This is a genomic window from Paenibacillus sp. S-38, from assembly GCF_049942825.1.
Taxonomy (GTDB): domain Bacteria; phylum Bacillota; class Bacilli; order Paenibacillales; family NBRC-103111; genus Paenibacillus_G.
This window is the reverse complement of record NZ_CP187970.1, coordinates 2,282,414-2,303,437: the sequence shown is the minus strand read 5'-3', so window position 1 is coordinate 2,303,437 and position 21,024 is coordinate 2,282,414. Positions and strand designations below refer to the sequence as shown.

At 54.6% G+C, this 21,024-nt stretch carries 14 protein-coding genes; 1 reads left to right on the top strand and 13 read right to left on the bottom strand.

The genetic code is table 11. The annotated features are described in order from the left end of the window. Nucleotides 1–118 precede the first annotated feature (118 nt). From ACP26L_RS10845 to ACP26L_RS10810, 8 genes are all read right to left on the bottom strand, one after another. Nucleotides 119–397 carry a hypothetical protein gene (locus tag ACP26L_RS10845; RefSeq protein ID WP_426452535.1) on the bottom strand — a complete coding sequence of 93 codons (279 nt, stop codon included), beginning with the start codon at nucleotides 395–397 and terminating at the stop codon, nucleotides 119–121. Nucleotides 398–493: 96 nt separating this feature from the next. Then, complete coding sequence (locus ACP26L_RS10840) at nucleotides 494–4,570, bottom strand: discoidin domain-containing protein (protein ID WP_426452534.1); 4,077 nt, start codon at nucleotides 4,568–4,570, stop codon at nucleotides 494–496. A 390-nt stretch (nucleotides 4,571–4,960) separates the two neighbouring features. Beyond that, complete coding sequence (locus ACP26L_RS10835) at nucleotides 4,961–5,299, bottom strand: EamA family transporter (protein WP_426452533.1); 339 nt, start codon at nucleotides 5,297–5,299, stop codon at nucleotides 4,961–4,963. Continuing rightward, nucleotides 5,299–5,634: a DUF2304 domain-containing protein gene (locus tag ACP26L_RS10830; RefSeq protein ID WP_426452532.1), complete on the bottom strand. Its 336-nt coding sequence runs from the start codon at nucleotides 5,632–5,634 to the stop codon at nucleotides 5,299–5,301. Before ACP26L_RS10830 ends, ACP26L_RS10835 begins: the two co-directional genes overlap by 1 nt. Further along, nucleotides 5,631–5,861 carry a hypothetical protein gene (locus ACP26L_RS10825; RefSeq protein WP_426452531.1) on the bottom strand — a complete coding sequence of 77 codons (231 nt, stop codon included), beginning with the start codon at nucleotides 5,859–5,861 and terminating at the stop codon, nucleotides 5,631–5,633. Before ACP26L_RS10825 ends, ACP26L_RS10830 begins: the two co-directional genes overlap by 4 nt. Before the next feature lie 93 nt (nucleotides 5,862–5,954). After that, nucleotides 5,955–6,281 carry a glycosyltransferase family 2 protein gene (locus ACP26L_RS10820; RefSeq protein WP_426452530.1) on the bottom strand — a complete coding sequence of 109 codons (327 nt, stop codon included), beginning with the start codon at nucleotides 6,279–6,281 and terminating at the stop codon, nucleotides 5,955–5,957. A gap of 49 nt (nucleotides 6,282–6,330) precedes the next feature. Next, nucleotides 6,331–7,356, bottom strand: a complete 1,026-nt coding sequence (locus ACP26L_RS10815; protein ID WP_426454895.1) for a glycosyltransferase family 39 protein — start codon at nucleotides 7,354–7,356, stop codon at nucleotides 6,331–6,333. A gap of 9 nt (nucleotides 7,357–7,365) precedes the next feature. Further along, on the bottom strand, nucleotides 7,366–7,743 hold the full coding sequence (locus ACP26L_RS10810) for a hypothetical protein (RefSeq protein WP_426452529.1): 378 nt from the start codon (nucleotides 7,741–7,743) through the stop codon (nucleotides 7,366–7,368). Nucleotides 7,744–7,947: 204 nt separating this feature from the next. Between ACP26L_RS10810 and ACP26L_RS10805 the strand changes: the two genes are divergently transcribed. Next, a complete protein-coding gene (locus ACP26L_RS10805) occupies nucleotides 7,948–8,724 on the top strand; it encodes a helix-turn-helix domain-containing protein (RefSeq protein ID WP_426452528.1) in 777 nt (258 codons plus the stop codon). Between the two features lie 337 nt (nucleotides 8,725–9,061). Here ACP26L_RS10805 and ACP26L_RS10800 read toward each other — a convergent pair whose 3' ends face one another. The 5 genes from ACP26L_RS10800 to ACP26L_RS10780 all read right to left on the bottom strand — a co-directional run bounded on the left by ACP26L_RS10800 (nucleotide 9,062) and on the right by ACP26L_RS10780 (nucleotide 20,790). Beyond that, nucleotides 9,062–10,573: an extracellular solute-binding protein gene (locus ACP26L_RS10800; protein WP_426452527.1), complete on the bottom strand. Its 1,512-nt coding sequence runs from the start codon at nucleotides 10,571–10,573 to the stop codon at nucleotides 9,062–9,064. A gap of 35 nt (nucleotides 10,574–10,608) precedes the next feature. After that, the gene (locus tag ACP26L_RS10795) at nucleotides 10,609–11,481 is read right to left on the bottom strand and encodes a carbohydrate ABC transporter permease (protein WP_426452526.1); all 873 of its coding nucleotides are present in this window, start codon (nucleotides 11,479–11,481) and stop codon (nucleotides 10,609–10,611) included. 3 nt (nucleotides 11,482–11,484) lie between these two features. Continuing rightward, on the bottom strand, nucleotides 11,485–12,378 hold the full coding sequence (locus ACP26L_RS10790; protein WP_426454893.1) for an ABC transporter permease: 894 nt from the start codon (nucleotides 12,376–12,378) through the stop codon (nucleotides 11,485–11,487). Nucleotides 12,379–12,602: 224 nt separating this feature from the next. After that, nucleotides 12,603–14,939, bottom strand: coding sequence for a helix-turn-helix transcriptional regulator (locus tag ACP26L_RS10785; protein ID WP_426452525.1), 2,337 nt, complete (start codon nucleotides 14,937–14,939; stop codon nucleotides 12,603–12,605). Between the two features lie 187 nt (nucleotides 14,940–15,126). Further along, a complete protein-coding gene (locus ACP26L_RS10780; protein ID WP_426454892.1) occupies nucleotides 15,127–20,790 on the bottom strand; it encodes a pectinesterase family protein in 5,664 nt (1,887 codons plus the stop codon). Between the last annotated feature and the right edge of the window lie 234 nt (nucleotides 20,791–21,024).

Here is a 21,024-nt window from a genome sequence, read left to right as displayed (position 1 = left end):
TGATCCTCCGGAAAACCGGCCTATCGGCTTCTGCCGCAGCGCACGTGAGGACAGGCAAAAGAAACCGCCGGCTTGGACAGCCTGGCGGTTTCGTTAATCATGATATGCTAGAATCCATTTATTTCAAGAGGTACTTGGCATCCCGGATAAGAATCGCTGCAGCTTCTTTGGTGATATGCTTCCCGGCTTGCGAGGACACTTCCTCGATGAATTTCATCAGCTCACCGTTCCTTACTTTCCGGAGAAGGCTGTTCGCTACTCCCTCATCCTTGATCATACCTTTGCTTTGGAAGAGCTGAACGAGCTTCTCCAGCGAAGCGATACTGGTCGTTGTTGTGAAGGTGACACTTCCCTTGGCTGTGTTTCCTGCCTGATCCGCTGCGGTCACCGTCAGCACATGCTGGCCGAGCGGCAGTCGATAGAGCTCAAGGGCGGCTCCCTTCGCAACAGGCTGCCCGTCCAGCGCTGCGGCCGCCGAAGAAGCCGCGACACCCTATACCGGGTCGGATACCGTATAGTTGACCGCTGCGGTTTGATCATCCAGCATCGTCCCTCCGGCTGGAGACGTGATCCCAATGACAGGGGCCGTGCGATCGATCCGAATGGGATTCAGCGATTGAACCGCCTCCTCCGTGCCTGCCTGATTCACGGAATAGTACTGCGCCGGGTACCGGCCATCCTTACTGAGGGTGATCGGTGCGGTATAGGTCTGCCATGACGCTCCTCCGTCCAGGCTGTACCGGGTCTGCGCCTCACCGGTTCCGGATGCTGCGGTAAGGGTGATCGTGACCGGATCCCGGTACCAGCCGTTCAGGCCGCTCGGGAGGTCCGGATGGACCGCTGCCGTGGTCACCGGAGGGATCGTGGAATCCGGCAGGGTAGTGAACGTGACCGACGGGCCATTCCCGCTTGTATTGCCGGCGGCATCCACCGCCTCTACTTTGAAGGTGTAGGAGGTTCCCGGCTTTAAGCCCGTCAGCTCATACACGCTGTCCGTTACCGAGACGTTTGGATGGCCATCGCCATATACATTGTAGCTGACGACGCCCTGATGATCCGCCGCTTGCGTCCAGCTCAGCCGGGCGCCCGTTTCCGTTACATCGGATGCGGTGATCTTGCTGCCTGCCGGCCATTCGGGCGCCTCGGTGTCCGTCTCCTGGACCAGGTGTCCGAGGACGGACAGCTCCCGGATGGAAGCCCAGGACCCGCCGGTTACGGTCACGCGGACGTAGCGCGCTTCCGTCGTAAAGCTGTCGCTTTGCTTTTGCTCCGGAGTCAGATTGTCGGTGCCATCCACGGCCGTCGTCCAATTCTGGCTGTCCGTGGACACTTCAATCTTGTACTGGTAAGCCCGGTCCGTCCGGTACCACAGCACTTCCGTTCCGATGATCGGGCGGTTCTCCCCGAGATCCACCTGAAGCCACTGCCCTGCCGTGCCGGTAAGGGCCGACCACCTGGAATTCGTTGAGCCGTCTACCGCGCGTGCCGCCGGGTTGGAGCTTTCCTCGCTGCTTGCTGTTACCGGCTTATCCAGGGCATAATTCGTGATATTCCAGTCCTGCCCGGCCGCTTCGTTCTTGAATATCCGCACATCATGGATGCCGGCCAGGCCCCCGCCGGTCGCCGTAATCCGGACATACCGGGCTACCGCGGTGAAGTAGTGGGTATGGGTCTGCGCCGTGCTGCCGTTGTTCGTTCTGTCGACGACCTGGGTCCAATTCGTGTTGTCCGTTGACACTTCAATCTTATACTGGTACGCCGAGTCATTCTTAGCCCACTGGATTTCGGCACCGCCGATAGGCTGCGCACTCTCCAAGTCCACCTGCCAATAATGTCCCGGGTTCCCGTCTGCGGCAGTCCATCCGGTCTCCGCACTCTCATCCGTTGCATAGGCAGGGCTGCTGCCCGGCTGCGTGCTGTCGGCGGCCGCCGGTTTCTCGAGCGCCACATTCACGCCCGGTGTCCCGTCCGGACCGTAATCCGGTACCGAGACTGGAAGCGCAGGCTGATCCCCAGCCGGCATCACGGTGGTCAGACCGTCTACGGCGTCGACGGCGCGGGATTCCACGGTCACCGTACCAGCCGCCAGACCGTCGCGCGTGGCGGTAAGGGTAATCGCGCCCGGGGTACGGGTGGAGCGGACGAACACCCGGTTGATCCCTGCTTCGGTATCTACATATGATTGATGCACGCTGTTTAGCTTGCCGCTGTTCCAGCCGCCTTCGAACTCAGCGGGACCTGTAACGGCGAAATCGATTCGCGCCTGGTCGGTTGGCACCCGCCGGCCCTCGGCATCCACGACCTCTACATCGATCATCGCCACATCGGTACCATCGGCTTCCAGCCCGCGGGGGCCTGTCTGGGCCGTCAGCTTGATCGCAGCCGGAGCGCCGGCGGTTTCGAGCTCGGTCTGGGTCACGACCCCGTTATTCGCATCGTACCCCACAGCCCGGATCGTACCGGCCTCCCAGGCGATATTCGGAAACTCATACAGGAAGTCGCTGGTTGGTGTCGTGCTGACCCCTTTGGATACGCCATTGACGAATAGCTCCACCTTCGCGACGTGGGCGGCCATCACATACATCGTTTTGACAGTGCCTGCCGGATAGCTCCAGTGCCCAATGAGATGGATATCCGGTGTGCTGCTCTGCATCACGCGGTAGGAATAGTAGGACTGCTTCGGAATCCGGACCGCGTCCACACGGCCGCTGACCCGGCTGTTCTCCGTAAGGTAATTGCGCCCGTGCTGATTGGAGTCGGACCAGATCAGTGCCGCCGCGCCGGAATAGCGGCTGTTGCCCGGCCCCTGGATCCGCTGGCCCCATAATTCATTGCGGGAATTCGCCGCAACCGTCGAAGCGAACTGCTCCGAAGTCCAGTCGTACGTCGCGGAAGGATCGCGCTTGTAATCGAAGTCCGGCGGCGAATCATCGTCCCATACTCTGCGCGGTGCTTCGTCCCGGGTATACTCGCTCTCAATCAGCGGTACCCGGTCTCGCGCATAATCGGAATAATGCCGGTTGAGCATCGTGCCGACATACTCCGCATGATCGACAGCCTCTTTTCCCCCATAGGAAGGATCGTCACTCAGGGCACGGCTGCCGACCGCACGCATGCCATTGGGATCGAGCTGCTGCTTCAGGTCATTCATTTCTTTCATGTGAGCGGCGGAGATATAGTTGTTGCCCGCTTCCCAGAACAGGATGCTCGGGTTGTTGCGGAAATAAATCATAGTTTTGCGCATGACTTCCACACGCTGCTCCCACTGGCGGCCCGAAGCGTCACCCTCCTTGTCCCCGGCAGGCTGAACGGCAACGATGCCATACTTGTCCGCTGTCCGGATGTCGGCCGGCTGGGCGGCAACGTGCATCCAGCGCACCATATTGGCGTTGCTCTCCTTCATGAGCCTGCCGTCATAATCGTGCATCCAGTCCGGGACGACACCGAGTGCCGCCCACTCATTGGAGGAACGCTGCGCGTATCCGTTCAGGAAGACAAGCTTGTTGTTGATGTACACACCGCCGGTAGCGGCTCCGCCGCGAAAATCGACCTTGCGGAAGCCGGTTTGAATCGGGTACACGTCGAGAACGGTCGAGCCTTCCTTCAGAATGCAGTAGACCGTGTAGAGATACGGATAATCCGGCTGCCACAGATGCAGCCCCGACAATGCCCCCGTGAGTTTGAACGTATGCTCTCCCCCCTGCGGGATCTCGACAGGCGCCGATGAGATCGTCCCCACAGCATGGCCGTCCCGGTCGACGACTACCGCATCGAGCGACAAGGTTTTGCTTCCCGCGTATTCGTTCTTGACCTGGGACTCCACGTTCAAATCAGCGGTCCGGTTGGCCGTCGAGATGTTGGAAGGATAAATGTAGGTGCCAGTGGTCTTCAGCCCCTCGTATAACGGGAGCGTCATATACGCCCTGTCCATCACATGAAGCCTCACATCCCGGGTGAGACCGCCGAAGTTCGGATTAAAGTCTTTGCTTCCCCACTGGAAGGTGGAGCCGCTGGATTTTTCGACATACCCGTTGCTGTTATCTGCTTTGACAGCGATTACATTATCCCCCGGGCCGAAGGTCACATAGTCGGTAATATCAAAGCCGAACGGCGTAACGCCATTCTCGTATAGGCCGACGGATGTACCGTTCACGAACACCTCCGCAGCCTGCCGCACCCCTTCGAATTCGATGAAGACCTTGCGGCCCGCCATCCCGGCATCGAGCTTGAGATGCTTCCGGTACCAGACGATCCCCCGGTACGCATTCGGTTCGCCCCCGGAGGTGATATACTCATCGAACGAATCTACGTCGTTGAACGTGTGCGGCAGCGATACGGTCTCCCATGCGGAATCATCCAACCCCGCAGCTTCCGCACCCGTCACGTCCTGCCGGATGAACTTCCAATCGAGATTGAAGTTATAATCGACCCGGTTGCCGGCCGGCGGCGTAAAGACGGCGGCTGCCGCCATAGCGGTACGCTCTGACAGCTGTATAGGCCCCGGAGAGTACACGCTGGTGCCGAGCACCACCGATCCCAGAATCGTTTTCCAGACTGCATTCATCTTCATATTCATCTCATCCTCCTGAGCATATTAAACCAAGATAAACGACTTCGCCGTCCTTTAAAGGACGATGCGCGTTTATAAGAAATACAAGATTACGGGATCGAGCTCTGGCGAGATATAAATTCTAGTATTTCAAGAACCCCTTCCTTCTTCCCGCAGCCACTCTGCCTTAACGATGACCTCCTTCCATTGAACACGTTTGCATTACTGATGTTATCACTTTTCTGTGCCCCCATTCTCCGCATTTTTCGTTCGAATCGCGCCAACCCCGCAAATTCTGAACTGAAATCTATAAATAAAAAAAGGCTATGACAAGATTCATCATAGCCTGTAACCCAATAGGGCGGAGTCATCCCGGAAAATGGCCACCTTATACCATTCGAATATACCGGTTCATCTAGATATCAAATAAACACCGAATAAAATCACTCCAACTCCTATGCCTTGGATCATCGACATCGACTCCTTGAAGATTGCCCAGGCTGCAATGATTCCAAGAACATAGGATAAGCTCTGTATCGGATAAGCTTTTCCTAGTGGGAGTTTGAGCAGCACGTAGAGCCATGAGAGGGTTGCCACTCCATAAAGAGCGACTCCTCCCATAATAAATGGGGATGTAACAATCAGCATCAGGTTCATGTCACCGATTTTTTGCATTCCATACTTAAATAAGATTTGGCCGGTTACAAGAAGAACTATATTAGCAAGCAGGGCTATGTAGCTTCCGGTCATTAGCTGCTCTCCTGTTTGCCTTTTAAGATGGTTAGCTCTTGCGTTACCCTTAGCAGTTGTTTGGACATGCGGGTGATGGTCACTGTAAGATGCAGGATCAGCGCAAAGCAGACCAATAGCCCAAAAAGAAACAAGAGTGCGGGAGCATATTTGACATTCAATAATGCTGAAAGCCATTCAATCACACTGACATTTACAGATGCAATAATCAGCAGCAGGCTGAAGAGTATCCATAAGAGAGCGTACTGCTCCTTTAATCGATGTCTGCGCATCAACTCCAACACTACAATAAGAAAAAGCAGTGAGACAGTTATGGAGAGGGTATTTATCGTCATGAAGAAGCCCTCCCTTTCTGAAAACGTATGGCGCTCATGAAGACAGAAAGCGTGACTTTGATCATGTAATACATCGATTTCACCGGCGTGATCGAAGATTGGCCGGTTTCTCGTTCGTTCATCTCTGTAGAAACCTCTGAGATCCGGCAGCCGTGTTTCTTGAGATACGCGATGGCTTCTACTTCTGGATAGTCGGTCGGGTAATATTCAGCATACAGGTTAATCACTCTCCGGTTAGCGACTCGGTATCCGCTGGTTGTATCCGTAAACCTCTGACCTGTGAGCAGGGTTACCAAGCCGGAGAAAAAGATCATCCCGATTCACCGCATAAGCGTTGACCTGTAGGATGTCGATTTGACATAGCGAGAGCCAATCACCAAGTCATAGTTGACAGCTTGGGCAAGCAGTTTGGCCGCTTCTCTGGGTCTGTGCTGGCCATCGGAGTCCATTTGTAACGCAAAGTCATAACCCATCTCTCTGGCATACAGGTAGCCTGTCTGCATCCCCCCTCCGATACCAACGTTGTAAGGCAGGGTTAATACTTGAGCGCCCGCTTCCTTAGCAACCTCCTCCGTCCTATCGGTAGATCCATCATTGACTACGATGACATCCACGCTTGGCAGATGGCGGTGAATATCACGGATCACATGGCCAATGGAGCCTTCCTCATTATAGGCCGGTAAATAACGAGTACTTTCACCTGCCTCTCCCTCCCCCTATGGCCGCAGCCTTTTGTCTGAGTAGGGTCCGGCCGACTTGAGTTCTCTTCGACTGAACCAACTCTACTGCTCTATTTATCGCATAGGCAGCGAAGAGGATGATGATGAAGAGATGAGGATACCCATAACGCGAAAAAGCGACAAATGGCAAGTATATGAAGGTGTAATATCCCAATGTTAAAGTGAGCACAGCGAAACTTGTTGTACGCAGCTTCCGGCTGACAAATGTAATAATCAAGCCTATAAGACCACAGATCACCAGCAGGTATTGAAATATTCGCATAGCTGTCTCGCTGACACCTAGAATCGGCTTCCAATAATACGGAGGAATATATAACTCAATCATCTTTCCTAGGGTGTACCAATATGCATACTCTAACGGGGCGGACTTCAAACCAAACTCCAAAATCCGAAATCCTGCAGTCATCAAATCGCTGTCATTACCGTGAAAAAGAGATTCTTTGTACTCCGGGTGATACTCAAAGAATGCCTCATCCGGCGGATTACCATGAATCATCGTCCCCAGCAAGAAGGGACTGCCTGCGGATTGAGTGAAAGGAATCCATTGGTTGAAAGTAATTGCATTGCGAATCCACCATGGCGACAAAAGCAGTACATACACGGCAGCGATCATCGCACAGTATCTTGCCATTTCTTTCCACGTGTATTTTTCTTTCCACCACAGAACAAGGAAGATGGCCGGATACAAAGAGGCATGCGGTTTAAAATAAGCGGTACAAGCTACCAACACACCGACAGCAGCATACCAGCTGAATTTACGTTCCTTCACAGCTATACACGTAACAAGGACCAGAAGGATCAGCAGGGTGCGAAACATCGTCTCAGATAATACAAGGCCGGATGATACATAGTCAGGTAAATACAGCAGGCAAATTGCTGCGGCAGCGATGGCTGTTCTCAGATTAAAAACGCGATAGGCGATCTGGCAGATGAGATAGAGAGACAGGGCTTGAAGTAAACACTGGAAGACACGAAAAGATATAATCCCACCCTACTCTTGCCCAAAGATCGCCATAAAACCTGCGAGAACTAGGGGCACTCCAGGCATGATGAACGTAGAGGGAGCATCCCCGCTGTTGTAAGCCAATGTTCCTTCGTTTAATAATATGCGGGCGCTATGTACGTACTTCACATCATCATTGTTCAAGCGGACAAAGTCACCAAGCCAAAAGTAATCATGATAAACAATTACAATAGCTGAAGCGACCAAAAAAACAAGAAGCGCACAAATCCCAAATAATCGATTGGCTGTTGTCTGACGTTCAAACAAGTAAAACAAACAAATCAACTCCACTCCTATATTCTCTATTTTTGTATTTCTTCCATTAGACGACACAATAAACCAAAATGTTCCATTTTTATTGCACAAAATTTTATACGCCTACCCGTCCCAAAATATTGTCAGCCTCTGCAGTTTTTGCTAAGTTACAGGTGAGAGGCAGCAAAGACACTCCTCCGTCGATCACAGCTACGGGAAGGATGAAGCGGCATGCATTTGCCCCATGCGTTACGGTACGGAAGGCCTGGAGATCCTTTTCACATGGAATATGACCGGCGGAAAGGGCCCTTTACTATGAACCGGTATCATATTCACCGGTGCTACGAGCTCTACTATTTATTCTCAGGGGAACGCGGTTTTTTTCTGAAAGACCGGACCTACTCCATCCGTGCCGGTGACCTCGTTCTCATCGATTCCAACGAACTGCATAAATCGCTGGATACCGGAGCACCGGGTCATGACCGGGTTGTGTTATATTACGAAATGCCCTTCTTCGACCGGTATGATCCTGCTGAAGCTTCTCTCCTGCTCGCCCCCTTCCGGGAGAGCCAGGTGCTTCGCCTCAACATGAAGGAACAATACCAGCTGGAAGCCCTGTTCCGCTCTTTTTTCAATGAGCTCCATGAAGCTTCTCCCGGGTACCAGGTTCAACTTCGTCATTTGGCGGCGGAGCTGCTTCTCCGGTCCTTCCGCATCGCCTCCAAACGGACGAGCGTTCTCGCTGAAGAAACGACGCCGATCAAACAAAAAATAAAAGAAATCGTTCATTTTATCAACAGCCATTACTCCGACCCCACGCTTAGAATGGAAGCGATTTCAAGAAAATTCTATATCAGTCCCAGCTATGTAAGCCGCAATTTCAAAGAAGCGACCGGGTACAGCATCACGGAATATATCAACCTTGTCCGGATTAAAGAGGCGCAGAGCCTGCTAAGCGAAACCGATTGGAGCATCACGGAGATCTCGGAGTGTGTCGGGTTCGATAATTTCTCGCATTTCGGCAAGATGTTCAAAAAAATAGCGAACGCCTCCCCGAGGATCTACAGGCGACAATGCCTGGAGAAAGCTTGAAGCTCTCACCGGGAATGATGGCGAACTCCTCCGAGTTGTGGTCGACGTGAACGACGGGTCGTGCTTATACCCAAAAACAGGCGGGGGAGTAATCGTCCCAGACTAGCGCCTCATCATGCCCACGAACTCGCCATGGTCCATGTATACTTAGCCTCGATCACTACGTCGACTGGCCGCTTATTTGCAATGATGTCTGTCCATTTCCTTTTTCTGTATGTCACAACATGAAAAAGAAGCTGCCTCAACAAGAGACAACTTCTTAATTGTTCTTCAGCGGGTAAAGAGCCGTCTTCCTCCCAAGAGCGTTCACTTTAGAATCCCCCGCCAACCCGCTTCCTTACTTTTTGCCGTTCAGATAAGCTTCTTTATACTCCTTCATGATCTGTTCGCCGCCTGCCTTCTTCCACTGGTCAACGGCTTTCTTCCAGCCTTCCTCATCGATCTGGCCCATGATGAATTTCGTTTGGGCATCCGTAATCTGCACCTCAAGCTCCTTGCCGCGCTCATAATACATCGTGGAATCCAGATTCAGCGCAGGATTCGTGACAATGTACTGCTCATTTTCCTTGCCGATTTGGCTTCCCTTCCGGAACAGCTCCGGCTGCTTGGACGGCTTGGCGATGTTATACTGCTCGCCGCGCTGCGGCAGCGTGTCCCGGTACGGCTTCACTTCCTTGGCTTCCGCATCCCGGTCGATCACTTCGGTGAAATCACCTGCATCCTTCCAGTGCTTGCCTTCTACTCCTTTGACCAGCAAGGTGGCCATCTCAGGATCCATCAGCTGATCGATGAATTTCAGGACACGCTTCATCTCCGCCTCGGTCTTGACCGTGGCCTTCGGAATAGCCAGGAACCCTGCATTCCCATTCTCCCCCGGCAGGCGCCGGCCGTCCGGTCCTTCCACCGGCGCCACATCAATAACGGCTCCCGGAATCACCTTGATGATTTTATCGTGCCAGGATTGTGCACTGCCGCCGGAATAGCGGAAGCCGGCCCGGCCGGAATCGTACAATTTATCCATCTCGGTTGAATCGACGACAGGGAAGTCCTGATTGATCAGCTTCTCCTCGTACAGCCGCTTGAACAGCTTCATCACATTGTAATAGGGCTCGGTCATGAAATCCGGCGTGAAATTCCCCTCCGCATCCACCTGCCATTTGTTCGGTCCCCCTTGGGAAACGGAAATGCGGGTGAAGGTCGAGAAGGCCTCCTGATTATATTTCTTGTCGAGCAGAATGCCGTACGTATCATCCTTGCCGTTCTTGTCCGGGTCATTCTTCACCAGAGCTTTGATGTTATTGTACCAGTCATCCAAGGTTTTCATCGGCTTGAGGCCAAGGGAGTCGAACCAGTCCTTGCGGTAATGCAGAGTGGAGCGGCCAAGCTCGCGGAATAACGGAATCCCATATATTTTCCCCTGTACATTGATGTTGTTATAGAACTGCGGATTCTGCGCGGAGAGGTTCTTGTAATCCTTCAAATAGGGCCCGATCTCCCAGAACAGGTCTGACTTGAGCGAAGCGATCGTGGTAGGGTTGTAGCCCAGCTTCATGAGCTTCGGCAGCTCTCCTGATGCGATCATGACATTAATCTTCTCGTCATAGGCAGACGTCGGAATCCACTGGATTTCCAGCTGGGTGTTGGTGTACTTCATGATGGCCTGCTCGATTTCATTGCCTTTGGCCGGAATCTCCCCCACTTGATTCACAACGAGTGTAAGCGGATACGGCTTGTCTTCCGAAAGCGCTTGACCGTCCGTCTCTTCGCTGCTCCCGCCGCCGCTGCATCCCGATAATACACTGACACTGAAGAGCGTAACTCCGATCAACACATTTATTTTCTTTTTCATATCCCGTAACCCCTCCAAGCTTATTTCAGTCATCCCTATCCTTTCACGGATCCTAACAGCACGCCCTTCGAGAAGTGCTTCTGAAGGAACGGATACACCAGCAGAATAGGCAAAGTAGCGAACACGATCACCGCCATACGAATCGTAAGCGGCTGAATATCCGCGTCATCAATCTCGGTATCTCCGATTCTTCCCGAGGCCAGGATAACAATCTCTCGAAGAAGCACCTGAATCGGCCATTTGGTATTGTCATTGATATACAGAATCGCGTTGAAGAACTGGTTCCAATGCCCCACGGCATAGAAGAGAGCAAAGGTGGCCATGGCCGGCATGGAGAGCGGCAGCACGATCCGGAACAGAATCCCCAGATCGTTGCACCCGTCGATCTTCGCGGAGTCTTCGAGTCCGTCGGGGATCTGCTGGAAGAAGTTCTTGAGCACAATCAGGTTAAATCCGCTGATGGCCGCAGGAATCATCAAGGACCACAGCGTATTGGTCAGATGCATCGCCTTGACAACAAAATAGGTCGGGATGAGGCCCCCGCTGAAGAGCATGGTGAATAATACGCCGAGCAGGATATACTGTCTGCCCCGCAGATGAGACTTCGCCAGCGGATAGGCCATCAGCGAGGTGAACACCAGGTTGATCAGCGTTCCCACTACGGTGATATAGATCGAAACGGTCATGCTCCGCCAGAGGGTATCTGTTGAAAAAATGTAGCGGTACGCAGCCAGCGACCATTCCTTGGGATACAGGATCATTCCGCCCTGCGCCACCTGGGCAGGACTGGTAAACGAGATGGCCAGCACGTATACGAATGGAATGACGCAGGCAATGGCGATCAGCAGCAGGATGGTACCGTTGATCCCGTCGAAGAGGCGATTGCCCAGCGTTCTGTCATGATTCACAGCTTAATACACCCCTTCCTGTCCGAAGCGCTTGGCCAGCCAATTGGAACCAAGCACCAGGACCAAGCCTACGACGGATTTGAATAGTCCGACCGCCGCACTGTAGCTGTACTGCGCTTGGGTCATGCCCTTCACGTAAACATAGGTGTCGAACACATCCCCGACATCGCGGTTCGTTGGCGTCAGCATCAGGAAGATATGCTCGAAACCCGAGTCGAGAAAGTTACCGAGGCGCAGAATGAGCAGAATAATGATCGTACTGCGGATCGCCGGCAGTGTGATATGCCACAGCTGCCGCCAGCGGCCGGCCCCGTCCATGCGGGCGGCTTCATATAACTGCAGGTCAACGCCGGCCAAGGCGGCAAGAAAAATAATCGTGCCCCAGCCCACTTCCTTCCAGATGGATTGGGAGATGATCATCGTACGAAACCAATCGGGATCCAGGAGGAAAGCGATTTTGTCCCCTGTAAGTCGGAAGATGATTTCATTGAGCACCCCGTTCTCGGTCGTCAGCAGCAGATAGAAAATACCGACGACAACCACCCACGATACGAAGTGGGGAATGTAAATGAGGGTTTGTACGAACCGCTTGTACCCGCCGGAGCGGACCTCGTTGAGCATCAAGGCCAGAATGATCGGCATCGGAAAGAAGAACACGAGATTATACACGGCCAGCAGCACGGTATTGCGGAACAGCATCCAGAACTGGGGCTCAGCGAAAAAACGTTCAAAGTGCTTCATCCCAACCCAGGGACTATTCAGCATCCCGAGGTGCGGCTTGTAATCCTGAAATGCCATGGTAACCCCGTACATGGGCACATATTTAAAAACAATAAAGTACGCAATGCCCGGCAGCAGCATCATATAGAGCCACCGGTCCCGCAGGATATCCCTCATCAGTGTGCGGATCGCACTTCGTTTGGTGGGGGCCGGTTTGGGCCTTGCCAAGGTTGAATCCAGCGCCATTCTCTTGCTCCTTTCACTTGGGTAATGTCCCCATTATGCAGCCCGATGTCATTGCCCGCTATACTCGCCGGTTAACTTCATGGGTGGAGCAAGCCTCGTATGCCGTTCGGATAACCTCGGATATGCACGGCATAACCTGCAGGCCTTGGACGTATTCAGCTTTCGGGCGGCCTGCGGTCGTTTTGCAGGTTTTCCCGATACTGCCCCGGCGTCACACCGAACAAACGGCGAAAGTTGCGAATGAACGAACTGTTGTTTTTGTACTGCAGCTTGTCGCTGATCTCCGATATTTTCATCGATGTCGTTTCGAGCATAAGCTTGGCCATCTTCATCCGGTATTCCGACAAGTAGTCGCTGAACGGCAGACCGACCTCCCTCTTGAACACGCGGCTGAGATAGACAGGGTGGAAATTCAGCGTGCCGGCACAGAGCTCAAGCGTCAGGTCCTGATCGTACTGCTCATGAATCATGGCCAGCATCCGGTCGGCGATATTGATGTATTGGGTCTCGGATTTGTCGGCCAGCAGCCCTATGACCGGAGCGAACAGTCTGGCTTCGAACCACAAGCTGATCTCCTCCCGGGTCTGCATCCGCAGCAGGCGCTCGACGACTGCTTCCCGTTCGACCACCTTCCTCACGGAAATTCCCTGCTCCTGGACGATCTGCAGAATGCGCGATACGAGTTGAACCAAGAGAATCCGATGCTCCTGAGCATAGAGCTCTTTGTTCAGGACGGCATCCAGGTACTGCTGGAACAATCCGTTCACCCTCTGCAGATGGACCTCCCGCAAGGACTGAATAATCTGCTCTTCGATCAGCTTCAGATGAGAATAGACGACCGTCTCGCCTGTTCCCTTGCTTACGCTGTCCTCGAAGTGCACGATGATATCGGGGCCGAGGCTGATCCGGCTCTTGAGTGCCTCGAGACATTCACCGTAGGCCAGGGGAGACTCGGATAATTGAGTGAACGGGCGGCTGATCCCTATACTGACCGTCAGCTGCAGATATTGTTCTACCGTAGATTTAATCTGCTCGGCCGTCCGATAAAAAAACGACCGCAGCTCCTGCACATCCTCTGTCTGGGACGCCAGCAGCGTAATCTGCGATTCATTCAGCAGGATGGGGCTGAACCGGGTCTGTGCAGGCAGCAGCTCATCGACGATGTTATTAATTGCAAAGAGCAGCAGTTCCCGGTCCTGCTCTTTATAACGGGTGTTCCTCAGACTGTCGATTTGAAGGGTGAGCACGCCAAGCCGATTCCACTCCGTTGGGAAGCCGTAGGAGGCCGTACGGAAGGCAAATTCGTTGTCCGACATTTGGCCGGTGAACAGCTTCAGTACACAAAATTCCTTCAAGCTTCCGGCTTGTCCCTGCATCAGCTGCTTTAGATTGGTTTTGGATACGGCCAGGGATTCGATCCTTTGTTTGATGAAAGCAAGTTCATCCTTGCGCCCTCTCTCCGGCTCCCCATCCTCACCGATTTCTTCCGTATAGATGAGAAGACTGCGGATCGGAGAATACATTTTCCTGCTGCCGAAGTAAGCCAGAACCAGTACAATGAGCAGAATCACCCCGCAAACCGCTGCGGTAAAGATCCCAATGGTCTTCGTTTCACGTGTGATCGCCTCATGGGATACTACCGAGACATAGGTCCACCCGTTGTAGCCGGATGTCCGGTACATGACACCGACTTTCCGATCGTTCACCTCCACATAGAAGAAGCCTTGCGCTTGGCCCAGCTCTTGAACCCGCCGTCCGATCGCGCTGTTGATATTCCTGTACGCTTCCGTATCGGAGCGGGAGGAGAGAAACGGGTTGCCCGCCGGATCCAGGATATAATGAACCCCGAGAGTCTCGCTGTGGGTCAGGACACTTCGGATATCATTCGAAGAGATCTGAACAACAAGAAGCGCCTTGGACGGACTGCCCGGAGGAATGAGCGGAATCTTATAAATCAGACTGATGGTTTCGACGGGAGCCCCTGGCAGATCTGCTCCGGCTTCTCCCGCGGCTGCCGTGTCTGTGGCCAGCCGTATGCGCGTGTTCCATGCAATTCCGTCGGATTGGCCCGCGTAGGTTCGGAATGTATCCGCTTCCTCTGAAGTGCTGAGAGGCTTTAGGGCGAGCAGGTTCAACACCCAATCATGGCTGAAGTTCACGAGATGCGCCTGCTTCACCACCGCTGTTGACTGCAAATGGGTCAGTTCCGCTTGCAACCCTCGGACTTGAATGAAATCCTGGGAGGTCAGTGCCCGGTCAAGCGTTGATTTCAATAAGGAGGAGTTGACGAATTGAGTCGTAGATTTCTCCAGCGACTGGAGCATCTGCTCCACACGAAGCTGGGTCTGAAGCAGCAGGTGCATGCTCCCTTCATTGACCTTCTCTTCCATTCCCCGTGTAGCGATGTAATAAGAAGCGGCACCGATAAACAAGGTTGGCAGTGCACCAAGAATAAGACTGAAAATGAGTAATCGCAGCAAGTATGTACGCACGAAAGGCTGCCTCCTCCAGATCTGATTGTTCACATGCTTCCCACGGATTTATTCATTCTTCACAGCCTGCCCCAATGCCTGCCACCTGAATGGTTCCGCTGTTCTAATCATGTTGATAGCCAATTAGTCTCCTGCAAAAAAGCCGCCCCGATGCGCAAAAAACGCGTATCGGGGAAGGCTGTGAAGCTTAATGCAGGATCGTTACGGTCGTTGAAGCCTCAGTCCGGTTGCCGGCAAAATCAACCGCTTCATAGGTGATGGTATATATACGGCCGCTGCCTGGTCCTGAGCGTTCGGCACGCAGTTCAAAATCGTAATCCGCCGTACCGTATTCCGCTCCCTGAATATCGCCCTTCGTATTCCCGTCGCCTTGACCATTATCCGGTTCACTGCTTGTGATTGATTGCAGCCGAATCGAAGCGACACCGGACCCTTCGTCGGATGCGTAGACAGAGGCATGAACGGATACCATCCGGTGGTGATTCGCTTGAATCACCGGTTTATCCACCTGCAGCTTGAGCGTGGGCGCCTGGTGATCGGCAGCCTCAAACCGGATCGTATACGTCTGCTCCCCGCCATCCCTGGCCCCAATGTGAACTTCTGCCGTGCCGGGCACCGACGCTGCCTGCTCCACCGTCACAAGGGAGGTGTCCGAGAGCGCTGCCGCCGAAACGACCGGTATGACCCGGGGGTCCTGCAGCTCGATGCGGTACTGCGTGGTAGCAGGCGAGAAATCCGCCACCGGCTTACCGTCTACGGCAAGGGACGCCAGCTCCCGGCTGCCATCTGCAAGAGGCACCGCCCCAAACGGATTCCAGCCGTCGCTTCCGCCGAGAATGTTCGAGGGTGTTAACTGCGCTGCCTCCTCCGTCGTTAACTGCTTCGACCAACGGAACCTCTCTTTCGGGTTCGCTCCCGGTCCGTAGCTGGCATATTCGCCATATTGGGCCGTCGATTCATTCTCCGTTCTTCCCCAGTTATCCCAGCCGGCCGGCTTAATATGATCGTCCATGTAGCTGTTCACATACTTCACGTTCGAATTGGCGCGCCATGGCCGGCCAAGAGCTACGGTGCCGGTCAGCCCGGGCTCCGCGGTAATCCGGCTGTTCAGGAAGACATATCCTGTCTGCCCCGCCGCCGTTGATGCCGCGGTGACATAGCCGCCGCCCAAGCTGTGGATGATGCTGTTCTCGAAGACGGCCGAGGCGTTGCCGAAGATGAAATCCACGTCGCCTTCGATGTAGCTGTCCGTGTAATACTGCCGCCCATTGTTGGAGTACAGCGTATCCTGGTAGCCCCGCAGGCTGATATCGCGGAAGGCCAACCGGTCCCCATTCGCATAGAGCGCGACTGCCTGGCCTGCGTTGTCTCCGGCGTCGTTCTGAATCGTCAGATGCTCCGCCGCGAAATCTCTCGCCTGCACCCTGAAGCTGTAGCTGTTCGAAGTGCCCAGCGGATTCCCGTTCGCATCCAGTGTACTGGCGGCATCGCCATACACCAGGACGGTTCCTTCCCGGCTTTCGCCAATCATCCGTACATGGATCTTGGAGGGTGGGAGATCGAGTTTCTCACGGTACGTGCCGTTCTTGATCTTGATGATGGTGGGGACCGCGCTGTTGTCCGGAACAGCCTGGATGGCATCCTGGACCTTGGTATATTGTGCGCTTCCGTCAGCGGCAACCGTCAGCACCTGAGCCGGTACCTCCCGAACCGGTACGCTGGTTCCCCCTTCTCCGGCTTCATTCACAGCGGAAACAAGATAATAATAATTCTTTCCGTTCACAAGGCCCGAATCGGTAAAAGAGGGATTCGATAGTCCCGAAGCTGCGGTGGTATACGGTCCTTCAGCCGTGTCGCTGCGTTTAACCGTATAGGAAGCCGCTCCCGGCACTTCCATCCAGTTCAAACGGATGCTGCTGTCGCCCGGCTCGGCCGTCAGGCCCGGTGGCGGTGCAGGGGTGCCGTCCTGAGCAGACGGGCGGACACCGGTGGAGGAAGAATCCAGACTGTGCGTAGTTCCGTCCACCGCTGTCACCTTGTAGTAATAAGGCTTTCCATTGATCAGACCGGAGTCCGTATAGGTTACGCCGGTTACCGATTCGGCAAGCACCTCATATGGCCCTCCGAATTGATCAGCACGCTTCACAAGATAGGATGAAGCGCCGTCGACAGGCCCCCACTGCACAAGGGCTCCACTAGGCAGGGACTGAACCGTCACTACCGGTGTGGAGAGCTGCCGCGAAGGGGTGACCGCGACCGGGGCCGAACCCGCCCCTTCACCCCCTACGCCGACTGCTGATACCACGTAGGAATACTCCGTACCGTTATCTAACCCGCCATCCCGGTAAGACGTGGAGCCTAAGCCGGAAGCGATTACGGTAAAGGGACCCTCCGGGTTGGTACTCCGCTTGACCGTATACGTGTTCGCCCGCTCTGCAGGCTGCCAGCTCAGATCCATCTGTGTACTGCGGGCTCCGGCCGTAAGCCCTGCAGGCGCTTCGGGCTTCACCGCATCCTCCGAAGGCGACACCGTCACCTGGTTGGACGGCCCGCTTTCCCCTGTCGTGCCCGATGCCGTCACGACATAGTAGTAAGTCGTGCCGTTCTGGACGGACTCATCGATATAAGTCGCAGCCGTCACATTGGAAGCCACGGCGGTGTACGGCCCCCCGTCTGTCGTGCTGCGTTTGACCGTGTAATAATCCGCGCCGTCCGCGGCTGTCCAGCTCAGCTGCACCTTCCCGTTGCCCGGCAGGGCATTCAGCCCTTTCGGGCTTTGTACTGGCTCTACATAGACCTTGACATTATCGTAATACAAAGTCCCTTTGCCGGTGCCCGGCGTCCGTGCCGTAATCCGCGCGATGCCCGTCGTCTTCACGTCCGCCTGGAACGGAACGTTGTCGGCAAGGAGCGTCTGGTCGATATAGATGTCGGCCGTTTGCGCCGCTGCGTTCGTCACCATCTTCACGTTATACCAACGTTTGCTCACCGGAGGGTCGATCAGCTTGTAGTCTGAACCGTTCAACTTGTACGTGAGGGTATAGTTCGGGTCCGCTGCAGGAAGCGCCGGCTTGCGGAGCTCGAGGGACAGCGGCGTCCGGCTTCCGGACTCATCCTGCAGCTGCAGCACGTAGGAAGTACCCGGCCATCCGGGTGCCGTGATATCGGCCTCGATCACCACGCTGCCAAGCTGCGTGGCAAACTTGCGGATAAACTGCGTACCGCCCGCACCGTTATCATAGACGATCATCGCTTTGCCTGAAGTATTGCCTGTCGTATCTGCGGGAACGTCGGTTACAACGACCTTGTGGTCTATGTCCTGCGGATCAGGCAGATACGAATACCCGGGAGGCGTCGTTTCATTGGCGAGGGCTTCAAAGTCATCGTTGACCAGATATACTGTCTCCGGCTCGCCTTCCGGCGTGGCACTGGCCTCTGAAGAGTTGAAGCTCACACCCTTTTCATTGACGGCCGCAACCACATAGAAGTAGGTCTTGCCCGGTGTCAAATTCAAGTCGGTGTAAGAGGGAGCGGTAATGCCGCCCGCAATCTGCGAGTAAGGTCCACCCGGAATATCACTCCGGAATACGTTATAGCTGTCCGAAGTAGTACCGGCAGTCCAATTCAATTGTACCGACTTATTGCCTGCACTCGCCGTTACGCCGGTTGGAGCGGCCGGAAAGTCAGCGTCCAGCGGATTCACCACAGCGTGGGAGAACACTGAGGCGTTATACTTGTTCACTTCATCATCGGGCTTGGACGCATCCGCCGCGAGACCGAAATAGACGGTCTCCGCCATCGGGATGGTAACCGATTCAAGTACAGACCAATCGGTTCCGTTCTCCGAGATCAGGGAAGTGAACTGATCGCCCAAGCGTACTATCTTCACCCAATACGGTGTATTGATGAATGCTTCCGGCTCGGTTTTGGCCACACTGCCGCCCTCGGTCATGCGGTTCATGGCCATGCTCTTCTTGCCAAGCTTGACGTATGGAATGAGCAGGGCCGCGAATTTGGAGGAAGCGTTCAGGTTGTCACGGATCATGACTCCCGCCTCTGCCCCGTCATCTGTAGCCGTTACGCTTTCCACGCGGGCGATCACTTCGCCATTCCCGGTGAGCTGCTGATAAGCGAAATGAAAGCTGTCCGACCTGCCGTCGATATCGCCTGCCGATTTCACGGTAACGTCTGCGGCTGTGGTCCCAAGCTGGGTATGGCCTGCGATTCCCGGCGTCCCGATATCGGCCGACTGCCAAGGCAGGATGCTTCCGGGCCGGTTCACATGAACGGCGACATTGCTGGACTGCGTGGAAGTGCCTGTATCGTCCACGGCTTTGACGGTCAGGAAATGCGTTCCATCCTGCACGTTCTCCCAGGTGAACGAGTAGGGCGCAGTGCTGTCTTCACCAAGTAAGACATCGTTACGGTAAAATTCCACCTTGGCTACGGAACCATCCGCGTCGGATGCGGAGGCCTGAATCTCGACCGACGCCCCTTCGGTCACGATGGTGTTATCCGCAGGCTGGGTTATGACTGCGGCCGGATTGGCGGAACCGCTGCCGGTGATTTCGTTCAAATATACTTCCAGATGAGTGTACCCCGAGGCATGAAGGCCGTTGCGGTCGGAAGGCTCATTCGGATTCAATCCGTTCGCCGTCTCCCACTCGTTAGGCATGCCGTCATGATCGTCGTCTGCGGAAGTCGAGACCGTCTGGGCGAACTCCAGGTAGCCGCCGACCTCCTTTTGGGAATTGATGTGCTTCCCCGTTCCATACACCACTTCGCTGACGACCCGGGCATCGACAGCATCTCTCCGTGGAAGAATGGCTCCGACGCCCTCAAGCACATGCTCGTACGCCAGCTCGGCCGGTTCGGGTACCGGTGGATTCTGCATAACGACAGGCGAGCTCAGCTTGGACTCCGGGTTCGCTACGTCGCCGACGCCCTTCCAATTGTCGGACGTCACATCAGGGTAGCCGTACATATAATTGCCCCCGATATAGATCCGCGTATCCTCGCTGACTCCGAGGAATACCTGGTTACGGGCGGACCGGTACGTATTAGGGCCATATTTGTAGTAATTGTCGCGCAGATTGTACATGCCCTGCTCTCCGCCATAGGCTGAGAAGAAGCCCCAGTTATAGATGACATTGTTATAACTGTCGATCGTATGGTTCTCGGAGGCGGCGAACCGGGGATTCCGGCTGACATTATGGGCGATCAGGTTGTGATGAAAGGAAGCGTTATTGCCTCCCCATATGCCGGCGTATCCGTGTCTCCCCTTATAGTGGGAGGTCATCAGCATGCTCTCCGACACAATGGACCACTGCACCGTCGTGTTCTCGTTGACATACACACTCAGGACCTCATCAACGGACCAGCTGAACGAGCAATGGTCAACGATGATATTCTTACGGTAGCGTCCGCCGAACGCATCGTCATCACTCGGATGCCGGTCCCCTAAGCGGAATCGCATATACCGTACAATCAGGTTGTCCGCTTCGAATGTTGTGGCATAGTCGGACACCGTGACGCCTTCCCCGGGAGCGGTTTGACCCGCAATCGTGAGGTTAGCCCCTGTGATTTTCAGCGGGGACTGCAGATGGATGGTTCCTCCCACCCGAAATACAACGGTGGTATTGCTTCGGCTCACAGCTTCCCGTAGCGAGCCCGGACCGGAATCGGCCAGGGTGGTGACCTCGTATACCTCCCCGCCTCTTCCCCCGGTTGTATACATACCCCCGCCCTCGGCTCCAGGGAATGCAGGCAGCTGGCTTGAGCCCGTATCAGCCGCTGCGGCTGCCGGCAGGGTGCCAGTCAGCATGGCGGCCACCAGTAAAGACGAAACCACTTTTTTCAATGATAATCCTCCTCTGTTCTTATAACCTCCGTGGTACCTGCGTTGGGCTGCAGCTTCTATGACAACCTCCTCTCCTCTAAAGAGCTGACCAAAGCCTGCGGTCTGGTCCTCATTATGGGGGAACGGGGCATACCACACCATACATTCTGGATAACTTGTTGTGCAGCGGCCTGTCCTGGTATAAACGTGATCTAAAAAGCTATCCCGTGCACACCTTTGATTATT